The following is a 10,482-nucleotide window of genomic DNA, read 5'->3' on the forward strand; positions in this document are numbered from 1 at the left end:
GTCAGATCCCCGAGGGACAGCGGAACTCGCGCAGGGCCGGCAGCGCGAGGGGGTTCTGGAGGGTGTTGACGCCGAACTTGTAGGAGATCTGCCGAGTGCCGGCGTTCAGGGTCGCCACCACGGCGTCACCCTGCTTCAGCACGGAGCCCGAATCGAGGAGGCGGAACAGGGACCACGCCCCGGTCTTGTCGATGACCGTGCTCTGCCCGTTCGAGGTGCCGAAGAAGCTTGGCGGGCCATCGATCTGAAGGACCGTCCGGCCCGGCACCGCCGGCCCCGGCCATTGCACAGAAGCGGGGGTGGGAACACCTCCTCCCTGCATGACCACGACGCTTCCGTTCACATCGAGCTTGGCCTGTCCGGCATCCCCAGTAAGCGTCAGCGGCGTGACCGAGAACGTTACCGCGGGCATGGTGCCCCCGGTGGAGAAGAACGCCTCCCGGATCTCGGCCGCCCGTTGGAACTCGCGCAGGGTGGCGGCGGACATGCCGCGGGCCATCGTGTCCTCGACCCGCCACGCCCATTGCGGACGCGAGCGGTCGACCCGGCTGGCGAGGTGCTGGCCGAAGAACCGGTCGAAGGCGCCGTTGGGGCCGAACAGCTTGGCGAAGTCGGCCAGCGGCACCTCCCGGTCGCTGCCGGGGACGAACGGATAGCGGTTCGCCGCGATCTGGCTGCAGTCGCGGAGCACCTCGTCGGCCAGCGCCTTCCGGATCCGCGACAAGGCCTCACCGGTTGCATTGCCCTCGAACTCGTCGGCGATCTGGCGGATCATCGGCTCGAAGGGCGCCGGGAACCGGGCGGCCAGCGCCCGGAGGGAGGCGGTCTGCGTCACGAGCGTGGTGTTGGCCGCGGCGGCCTGGGCCGGGTTCGTCGCCTCCAGGGCCGCGTTCTTGATCTCGTTCAGCACCGCGATGAGGGTGTCGGTGGTCCGCCGGCCGGGCTCGCCCTCGCTGAGCGCGTGGAACGGTCGGAAGGCCGCCTCGATGCCGGCGCCCGGGGCCTGGGCGGCGGTGGCCGAGAAGCGGTCGGAGGGCGCCATGCCGGTGGCAGACAGGGCGGCGCCGGCCGCCGTGCGGCCGAGGGCGATGGCGGCCTCGCCCGTCCCCATCGGGGCGGCGGAGCCGAGACGCTGCTCGGCCGACTTCGCGATCGCCCCGGCCGCCATGCTCCCCGCAGCCTTGGCGCGGTCCACGGTCCGCGTTGGCCGCTCCCGGGTCAGCCGCGTCTCGTCGCGGATCGATTCCAGGATCTGCCGGAGCGGGGAGGTCGGTGCGGCGATGGCTTGAAGCGCCAGGTAGCGCGGCTTGTCGGCGGTGAGCGAGCGTAACTTCAGCCGCCGCAAGGCGGTGCTCCAGCTCTGCTGGAACTCCCTCGCGTAGAGCCTCTGGAGGTCGGTGAACAGGGAGCCGTACTGGCTGCTGACCGCCTGCTGCTCGCCCGCCGGGCCGAGCACCCAGCGATCCCGCTCCGCGATGTCCTGCGCCTCCCCGAAACGGTCGAGGAACGCCTCCTGGAACCCCTCATAGGTGAAGAAGAACGGCACGCGGACGGTATCGAGGTCGCCCCCGCCGACGGGCTCGAACACGAGCCCCCCATCGGGGCCTGCGGCCTTCGGCACGGTCCAGTCCCGGGCCATGGCCGCCCGGGCCTCGGATTTCAGCAATTCGTAGGTGCGCTCGGCGATGCTCAGCCGGGCCAGGGTGCGCTGGCAATCCTCCAGGAGGGCCTGATTCACCGAGACGAGGGGCGGGCTGCCGTCGTCGAGGTCCAGCATCGCCTGGAGGTTGTCCTCCAGGAGTTGCCGCCCGCGGGCGAACCCGGCGCCGGGATAGAGGTTCTCGGCCCAATCCCGGCGGAACCACCCGACGACGAGGTTGCGGTCGAGGGGAGCCTCGGCCCGGCCGCCGAGCATCAGGTATACCTTCAGCGCCTCGTAGATGAAGCCGGGATTGTTGCGGTTGGCTTCGAGCTGCTCCTCCAGCCGGAAGATGAGCCGCGGCCGGAACAGCCGTTCCAGGGCGGCCCGGTAGCTCGTCTCCGAGGCCGAGCGCAGGCGCGGCCGCTGGCTCAGGCCGAACGTGGCCAGGATCGGCTCGCCCTCGTCCCGGCTCGCATAGCCGGTCGGAAGGTAACGGAGAGCGTTGAGGAGGGGCAGCACCTTCGAGAAGTTGCGGTCTGCCACGACGGGCTCGCGCAGGACCTCGGCGGCGTCCGCCCGGTACTTGCTGGTGAGCCCGTTGGTGAGGGCGATGAGCTGGCTGTTGCGCAGGAAGCTCGTCCACCACAGCCCGACGAGGAGGGCGGCGGCGAGGGCGAGGCCGGCATAGGCGGCCATGCGCAGGATGTTGGCCCGGCGCAGGGCCGTCCGGTTCACGGAGACCCAGCCGGCCTCGCCGATCACGACCTTCCGCAGGAGATCTCCGAGGAAGTAGCTCCGGCCCCGGCCCGAATAGGCCGAGGCGGCGACGTCATGCGAGCCGAAGCTCCGGGAGAGGGCGCCGATGAGCTGGTCGATCGGCGTTCCCTCCTGCGTGCCGGAGGTGAAGTAGAAGCCCCGCAGGGTGGCGTTCACGGTGAAGCGGCTCGGTTCGAAGACCCGGCTGAGGAAGTCGACCACGCGCCCGCGGACGGCCGCCACCTGGCTCGGGAAGCCGAACAGCACCACCCGGGCGGTCGGCGCCATCTCCTCCTGCAGGCGGTCGGGGACCCACTCGTTCAGCCGCTCGACCAGGGCGTCGAACTCGGTCGGCACGTCCGAGACCATGTTGCGGGTTTTCTCCGCGGTCTGGAACGTATGGCCCCAGACCATCTGCCGCTCGGTCTCGGTCAGCTGGCCAAAGAACTCCGTGAAGCCGGCGATAAGATCCGCCTTGGTGAAGACCACGTAGACAGGGAAATCCACCTTCAGGTGCTCGTGCAACTCAGCGAGGCGGGCCCGCACCACCGCGGCATGGGCCTCGACGCCCTCCGCGCCTCCGGTGAGGAGATCCTCCAGGCTGATCGCGACGAGGACGCCGTTGATCGGCTGCCGCGGCCGGGTGCGGTGGAGCAGGTCCAGGAAGGAGAGCCAACTCGCCCGGTCACCCTTGGCGGAACTGTCCTGGGTCGTGTACCGTCCGGCCGTGTCGATGAGCACGGCGTCCTCGGTGAACCACCAATCGCAATAGCGCGTGCCGCCGAGGCCCGCCACCGCCTCCGGCGTGTGCCCCTTGGCCAGGGGGAACTTCAGCCCCGAGCGGACGAGGGCCGTGGTCTTGCCCGCGCCCGGCGGGCCGATGATGATGTACCAGGGCAGGTCGTAGAGGGTGCCGCCCTTCCCGCCGCGGGACTTTTTCAGGGCGGCGAGGGCATCGTTCATCCGCTCCTTGAGCACCGCGCCGTCCCCGACCTCGTCGGGGGCGCCGGCGATCTCCTCCTGGAGCGCTCGGGCTGCCTTACGCCGCTTGTGGAGGTCCCAGCCGACCGCGCCGAGGGCTCCTAGGAGGATCAGGGCGCAGAGCAGCCCCCGCGACCAGGCGGGCTCGAACGGCCGCATCTCGGCGAAGGTCAGGAGGGGCCCCGCCCACCAGATCAGGATCGACAGGCACACGGCGCCGAGGATCAAGGCCCCGCGCCGCACCCAGGCCTGAAGCATCATGATCCCGCCACTCCGACAGGTCCGCGACCTGAGGCCGCCGACGAAGCCGAGGTTCGACGCGGTGTCCGCCTTTCTGTCCGAGCTCGCACGGATACCCCCTAGTGTTCGCGCGGCACGATGATGTCGACCCGCCGGTTGCGGGCCCGGCCCTCCGGCGTCTTGTTGCTGGCGATCGGGACGTCGGCGCCCTTGCCCTCGGTCGAGACGCGCTCGGGCTTCGACAGGCCGGCGCGGAGGATGTCGGCGACCGCCTTGGCCCGGGCCTCGGACAGGACGAAGTTCGAGGGAAAACGGACCGTCTTGATGGGGAACACGTCCGTATGCCCGACGACCTTGATTGGGCCGGCGCTCTTGTCGAGCAGCTTGGCGAGGCGTTGCAGCAGGCCCGTGAAGGCCGGCTTCACCTCGGCATCGGCGGGCGGGAACAGGGCTCCCGCGAGGCGCAGCACGATCTGGTTGCCGTTCTCGATGACGGCGAGCGAACTCTCGTTGATCTCCGCCTTCAAGGCATCCTGCAGCCGGCCCGCCTGGCTCTCCGGCGGGGGCGGGGGCGGGGGGGGGGGCGGCGCGTAGACGCGGCGCTGGATGCCGACCTCGGTCATCGGATGCAGCTGGGCGAGCTCCGTGGCGGCGGCCTCCGCGTTGCCGGTGAGGAGGGTGCGCAAGACGAGGAAGAGGCCGAGCAGCACCGCGCCGACGAGGGCCGCCACCGTCCAGACGGGAATCTCGAAGCGAAGCGCCTCCGGCCTGATCGCCTGCCCCTGCCAGCGCGGCGAGGCCTCGCGGTTCGCCGCGTGCGTGCGGCGCAGCACCTCGTAGAGGTTGCGCTGGATCTGCTGGAGCGTGGCCGCCCCGCCCGAGCTCGTCCGGTGGATCCCCTGGAAGCCGATGCTGAGGCAGGCGTGGATCAGTTCGAGCAGGTGGTAGTTGCCGCCCGGATCGAGCTTGGCCTTGTCGAGCACCTCGAAGAAGCGCACGCCGCCGGAGCGCTCACCGAAGAACCGGCTCAGCATGCTGTACTGCGTCCAGACGTGGCGCTCTTCGGTCGGGATGTTCTGCACGATGTCGTCGGCGGTAGCGCAGACGATGTACTTCGCGGCCCAGACCTGCTCGGGCGTGGCGCCCGCGGCGCGGGTATCCCGCTCAAGGTCCTCGATGCTCGCGGCGACCTGCTCCATCAGGTTCGAGAACGAGGCCGTTGAGAGCTGCACCCGAAGTCGGCCGAGGAGCAGGAGCAGGGGGGCTGCGGCCCGCAGGAAGGGGTTGGCGTTGGGGGCGACGACCACGTCGCGCTTCATCACCAGGGCGCGCCGGCCCTCCGGCGGCGCCTGTCGCACCACGGGAGGAGGGGGCACGGCCCAGTCGTCCTGCCTGTCCGCGGCGGGCGCGGGGCGCGGCGCCGGCGGATGCGGCGCCGGGTGTGGATAGGGGGTCGGCTGGAACGGGTTGGCCTCGGGCGGGGCGGGCGCGGGCTCCGCCGCCCGTCGGCGCCCTCCTGGATCGGGAAGGATGATGGTCCGGTCGCCGCGGCCGAAGGGGTCGTTCATGGCACGCCTCCTTCACGAGGCCCGGGGCGGCCCGTCACCGCCGTGTCTCCAGCACGGCCCAGAGTTCGAGCTCGAGCTGCGGCCAGTCTCCGGAGAAGTGCATCCCGATCGAGCCCGCCACCGAGAATTCCGGCCACAGGGGCGACTGGCGGTCGAGCAGGAAGTAGACGTGGTCCGTGATCGCGCGGATCTGTGGCGGCGGGGTCGGCAGGTGCACGAGGGGCACGCCCGGAAGGTGGGCATGCACGATCTCGTTCATCTTCGTGTTGGGACCGATCTTAAACAGGTTCGGGAACTGGCTCTGGATCTCCGTCAGCGGACGCCGCGCCGCGACCTCGAGGACGAGGCTGGCGTTCCGGAACAGGTTGCGGTCGCGGATCATCGACACGAAGGCGTTCTGCGCGCGCTCGATAATCTCCAGGCGGATGGCCCGGCGGCCGAGCTGCGCCGAGAGGAAGTCCTGGATGTCGCGCAAGAGCGGCGCGAAGACCGAGGTCAGGTCGTCGTGGTCGTAGGCTGGATAGGCCCTGGCCCGCCGCTCCGCGGTGGTGAAGGTCGCCAGCTCGCCGGCGAGCCGGAGGAACTCCTCGTAGACCCGCTCGGGATGCACGTAGCGCGAGCGTTCCAGGTGGTGCAGAACCGGAATATACCGATTCAGCAATTGTAAGATGAAGTAATCCGCGCTCTGCAAGCCGCCGCCGGCCGTGGGGTCGGCGGCGTACCGTGCCAGTTCCTCGAGCTTGTTCTCGACCCAGCCGATGACACGCTCGATCCAGCCGTGCACCACCGGGTGGCTCGACACCGTGAGCACGGGTGGGGCGAAGGTCTCGTCGAACACGATGGCGCGGTCGCGCACCTCGGTGATCCGGGCGATGGGCAGGGAGACGTAGCCGGGCTTGGCCGCCTTGCGCAGCTCATAGCCGAGCCGGGGCTGCGCCACCTCGATCTCCTCCTCGATGCGGAGCGCCGAGGTCGTATCGATGAGGCGGACGCCGGCCGGGACGAACCGGCTCGCGCTCTCGGCCTGGGCCGCCTCGACCTCCCGCGTGTTGGGCGACCCGATCGGCAGGGTCAGCCAAACGACGTACTTGCCGGCCGTGTCCGGAACGTCGATCGGCGGCGGAAGCGACGAGTCCGCGGGCATGTCGAAGGGCGTTCCGTCCGGCATGACGCCCGCGGCCCGGCGCAGGCCGAACTTGCTCTGCTGCGCGAGATCTCGGTCGATCTCCAGCATCGAGAAGCCCCAAGGGTACGGCGTGATGTGGCGGGTGCGGTTCTCGACCAAGCCTTCGACGTAACGGTCGCTCTGTTGAAGATGGTGCGGGCGGAGGAAAAGGCCCTCGGTCCAGACCACCTTACTACGCCAAGACATCGCTGCCTGCTCTCCACGGGCGCAGGGGCGCGCGCGAGTGATACGCCAGGATGCGCTCGCATTGACCGGTCCCAGCGCACGTATCCACCCCATCGATGGCATAGCGACATTCGCCGGAAGGTCCAATACTCAATTTCTACGGGGAAATCGATTTGCCTGCATGCCGAAGCCTGAAGAGCGAATTGGTATTGGCTTGTGTGTTCCATGCAACGGCATGCGGGCGCGATAGCAGGCGCGTGCCTGCTTCATCATCGTGCACCGTTCGGAATAATTCGGTTACCGGCTATTGTCGTAACAATCCGAGAAGTAGATCATGAACGCATCGAGCATTCCTTCCTCATGCATCGAGGCAATGGCGTTCCAGCGGGTCGTGTAGATGTCCCAGAGCCGGGCCTTGCGCGAACTCAAGAGCGCGCCGAGGCCGTGATCCTTCTCGTCCAGCGCCTCGATGCCCTCGGGGCTGAGCCCTTCCATCAGGAGGCGCAGGGCGTTCTGCATGGCGGCATAGGTCTTGACCTGATGGGTCTTCAGATCCTTGAAGCTCGATTCCATCGCTCGGTGGGCGTTGAGATAGCCCCGGGACGGCCGGCCGAACATGATCCGCAGGGCGTCATCGACGGTGGGCGAGAACTTCAGCGGGTTGTTGGCGAGGGCCTGCACCGTCGTCTGATTCGCAGCCTTGGCGGCCCGCTTCGACTCGGTCCTCGCCGCGAGGAGTTGCTTCACGTTCTCGGCGTTCAGGCGCAGCAGGGCGCCGACCTCCTCGGCGAGGTCGCCAGGATCCTTCCCGGCCAGGACCTCGGGAGGAATCCCGAGCCCTGCCGCGAGGCGCCGGACGAAGGCGTCCGAGCCCGGTCCGGCGAGGGGGGCGGAGGCGGCCGAGGGGGGAACCAAGCCTTCGGCGGCCGGCGGGGCCTGGGGCGGGGCGGGAGGGTGCCAGGGGTTGTCCTGCGGTGGCTCGAACGGCGCCAAGGCGGGTGGGGCGGGCTCCGCCTCGCGGGGCGGTTCGGGCGGGAAGTCCGCCGGGCCGGTCGGACGGCGCGGGCTCGGCAGAGGAGCCGGCGCCTTCAGCCACTCGACCTCGCCGCCCGCCTCCGGGCGGCCAGGGCCGCTGGGCGCCCGGGCATCGGGAAGGTCCACCATCCAGTCGAGGAAGTCGGGGTTGGCCGGCCGGGCGCTCTCGGGGGGGCGCAGATGGCGGCTCGGGATGGGCGCCGCCTCGCTCGGAAGGTCCCAGCAGTCGCGCCCCTCGAAGGGAGGCTCCGGAGCGGGGGCCTGGGCCGGCCGCGCGTCGCCCTCGATCCGCGCCAGGATGACGTAGTGGCCGATCTGGATCCGGTCGCCGTCCTTGAGCCTGTAGGCCTCCTGCAGGCGTTGCTCGTTGCGGTTCACGAAGACGCCGTTGCGCGACACGTCGTGAAGCCAGTAGCCCCCGTCCCGATGACGGATCTCGGCATGCTTGCCGGAGATGACCCGATCAGGGTCCGGCAGCGTCCAGTCGAGATACTGGTCCCGGCCGATATCGAGGCCGCGACGCCCCGACAGGCTGATGCTGAGGGGGCCGCCGTCGGGCAGAGCGGAATGGTTCTCAATGGTGAGCGTGAGCGTCATCGTCCGTCCCGATGCGCGGCGGGGGCGTCACCCGTGCGGGCCGGCAGCCCGATGCTGCGGATCCCCGGCGCCCCGCGACGATAACCCCTCAACGCTCCCCCCGGTCCATCAGCGGGATGCCGATATCGATGCAGGCCTGGAGACGGCTCGACCGGTCGCGGGCCGTGACGGTGGCGAGGGCCACCAGGATCGCGGTTCGCACGGCCTTGGGGGTCATCTCCGGTGTCGGCTGGACGATGGCCTGGGCGCTCGGCCCGATATTGCCCCCGACCCAGCCCGCGGCAAGGGCGACCCAGGGGGTTGCGAGCCGCTGGTTGCCCGTCATGCCGAGGCGCAGGGCCTCCCGGCGGCGCAAGTCGTCCGGGTCCCGAACCCAGCTTTCCGCCGCCTGAAGGGGCGCATCCTCCTGCCCGGCGGCGATCCGGCAGAGCAGCCTGACGCTTTGCGCGGCCCACCACACCGCCTCCCGCCGCCCCAGGGCATAGGAGAGGAAGCTGACCGCGTCTTCCGGGGTCTCGCTGCGGCGGAGGCGCTGCAGGAAGGGAAGCGTCGCCTCCTCGGTGACCGCGGCGCTAATGTCGCGCTCCGCGCTCGGAAAGGCCGCGAAAAGGTCCCGCGCGGTGCTGAAACGTGGTCCTGCCACAGGTCGCCATCAGTTTAAGGTGATGAGGGGCGCTTTCTCCTCGATCAGCGCCGTGCCCTGGAGCGTGATCTTCCCCGCCTCGATGGTGATGGAGGCCGGGTCCATGGTGATCTTGCTGGCGCCGCACTCGAGGACGATCTTCGTGCCCGCCTTCACGTGGACCTCCTGGGCGACGACCGACTTCCAGTTGCCGCTCTCGACCTTGAAGCTGTCGTCTCCGTTCTTAATCACCGTCGAGCGCGAGGCCTTGCCGCTCGGCGTATCGAAGGCGGTGCCGATCTCCCGGGTCTCGGCATTGCGGATCACCGAGTCGAGGTCCTTCTCCGCGCGGAACGTCACCCTCTCGGACGACTTCTTGTCATCGAAGCTCAGCTGGTTGTATCCGCCGTGGCCCTTGGTGGAGTCGGACTTCATGCCCGACACGGACTTCTCGTCGGGGAGCTTGAACGGATAGGGATAGTCCTTGTTGTAGACCGTACCCACCACGAGGGGCTGGTCGGGATCGCCCTCGAGGAACTGGACGACCACCTCCTGCCCGACCCGCGGGATGACCTGGAACCCCCACGACTTGCCCGACCACATCTGCGCCACGCGCACGGGCCTGGAGATCTTCGCCTTGTCCCTGTTCCAGTGGAACTGGACGAAGATCCGCCCCTCCTCGTCGACGTCGATCTCCTCGCTCTCCTTCCCCTGCCGGGTGGTGACGATGGCCGTCTGCGGGCCGTGGACGCGCGGGCGGGGCGTAACAAGGGGCGACCGGAAGGGACGGTCCACTGGCTGGAACTCGTAGGTGCCTTGGTAGAGCTCGCCCGGCCCCGCCCCGGGCCCGCTGCGGTAGGTTTCGGTGCTGATGACGTGGCGGGCCGAGACGACTAAGTATTCGCCATCGTCCGTCGGATGTTTCTCGACGGTCACCAGGCCGCCCGGATAGAGGCTGGCCGCGTCGCCCGCGGCGCTGCGCCGGTGGTCGAGGGCCTGCTCGGCTTCGAGCCGGACCTTGGCCCGCTTTGTGCCGAGGTTGCGCTCCGTATAGCGCCCGGGGAAGTCGTAGGCCTCGAAGGACGACTTCTCGTAGCGTTCGGAACCACGCGAATCGGCCTTCAGGTTGGCGGCCGGCTTCATGTAGTCGAAGTCGTTAGTGACGAAGCTGCCCGTGCGGAAGATCCGGTCGGCCCGCCAGGCCGAGACATGCTCGCATTGGCGCCGGTCGGAGCCGGCCAGGGGAATGAACGGCATCCTGCCGCCGCCGGCCTTCACCGTCCGATGGCATGAGCGGGAGTCGGCCAGCACCAGTTGATGCTTGATCTCGCTATGCTCATGGAACGTGTAGATCCCCCATTCCTCGAAAAGGCGGCTGACGAAGCTCAGGTCGCTCTCGCGGTACTGAACGCAGTACTCGATCTTGTCGTAGTCCCCACGATTCGCGCGGATTTCGAAATCGTTGAAGCCGGCGCCCTTGAAGACGTCCTCGACGATATCGATGACAGTCTTGTCCTTGAATATACGGCAGTCGGCGCGCCGCCCAAGCAGCCAGAGCCACGGCCGCAGCGTCAGGCGATAGGCGAAGGAGTCCTGCCGGGTCCCGATCCACTGTGTATCAACGACGATGCCGCTGAAGAACCGATCGATTCTTCCATAGGATCGAAACCGCACATGAGCTCTTTTTCCG

General features: G+C 69.1%; 6 protein-coding genes. All 6 read right to left on the reverse strand.

Annotation, left to right across the window (positions count from 1 at the left end; genetic code table 11):
• Position 1 precedes the first annotated feature (1 nt).
• The gene (tssM, locus tag MKK53_RS04955; RefSeq protein WP_243927428.1) at positions 2-3,640 is read right to left on the reverse strand and encodes a type VI secretion system membrane subunit TssM; all 3,639 of its coding nucleotides are present in this window, start codon (positions 3,638-3,640) and stop codon (positions 2-4) included.
• A 98-nt stretch (positions 3,641-3,738) separates the two neighbouring features.
• On the reverse strand, positions 3,739-5,187 hold the full coding sequence (tssL, locus tag MKK53_RS04960; protein WP_243927431.1) for a type VI secretion system protein TssL, long form: 1,449 nt from the start codon (positions 5,185-5,187) through the stop codon (positions 3,739-3,741).
• Positions 5,188-5,221: 34 nt separating this feature from the next.
• The gene (gene tssK / locus MKK53_RS04965; RefSeq protein ID WP_243927434.1) at positions 5,222-6,559 is read right to left on the reverse strand and encodes a type VI secretion system baseplate subunit TssK; all 1,338 of its coding nucleotides are present in this window, start codon (positions 6,557-6,559) and stop codon (positions 5,222-5,224) included.
• Between the two features lie 276 nt (positions 6,560-6,835).
• Positions 6,836-8,170 carry a type VI secretion system-associated FHA domain protein TagH gene (tagH, locus tag MKK53_RS04970; RefSeq protein ID WP_243927436.1) on the reverse strand — a complete coding sequence of 445 codons (1,335 nt, stop codon included), beginning with the start codon at positions 8,168-8,170 and terminating at the stop codon, positions 6,836-6,838.
• Positions 8,171-8,258: 88 nt separating this feature from the next.
• Complete coding sequence (locus MKK53_RS04975) at positions 8,259-8,813, reverse strand: DUF6931 family protein (protein ID WP_243927437.1); 555 nt, start codon at positions 8,811-8,813, stop codon at positions 8,259-8,261.
• 9 nt (positions 8,814-8,822) lie between these two features.
• A partial coding sequence (locus tag MKK53_RS04980) for a type VI secretion system Vgr family protein (RefSeq protein ID WP_243927439.1) occupies positions 8,823-10,482 on the reverse strand: 1,660 nt, incomplete at its 5' end.

The organism is Methylobacterium sp. J-076 (assembly GCF_022829405.1).
In the GTDB taxonomy this organism is placed as follows: domain Bacteria; phylum Pseudomonadota; class Alphaproteobacteria; order Rhizobiales; family Beijerinckiaceae; genus Methylobacterium.

Coding starts and splice junctions, on each gene's coding strand:
- tssM (WP_243927428.1), bottom strand. CDS start 3,640: ATGATGCTTCAGGCCTGGGTGCGGCGCGGGGCCTTGATCCTCGGCGCC.
- tssL (WP_243927431.1), bottom strand. CDS start 5,187: ATGAACGACCCCTTCGGCCGCGGCGACCGGACCATCATCCTTCCCGAT.
- tssK (WP_243927434.1), bottom strand. CDS start 6,559: ATGTCTTGGCGTAGTAAGGTGGTCTGGACCGAGGGCCTTTTCCTCCGC.
- tagH (WP_243927436.1), bottom strand. CDS start 8,170: ATGACGCTCACGCTCACCATTGAGAACCATTCCGCTCTGCCCGACGGC.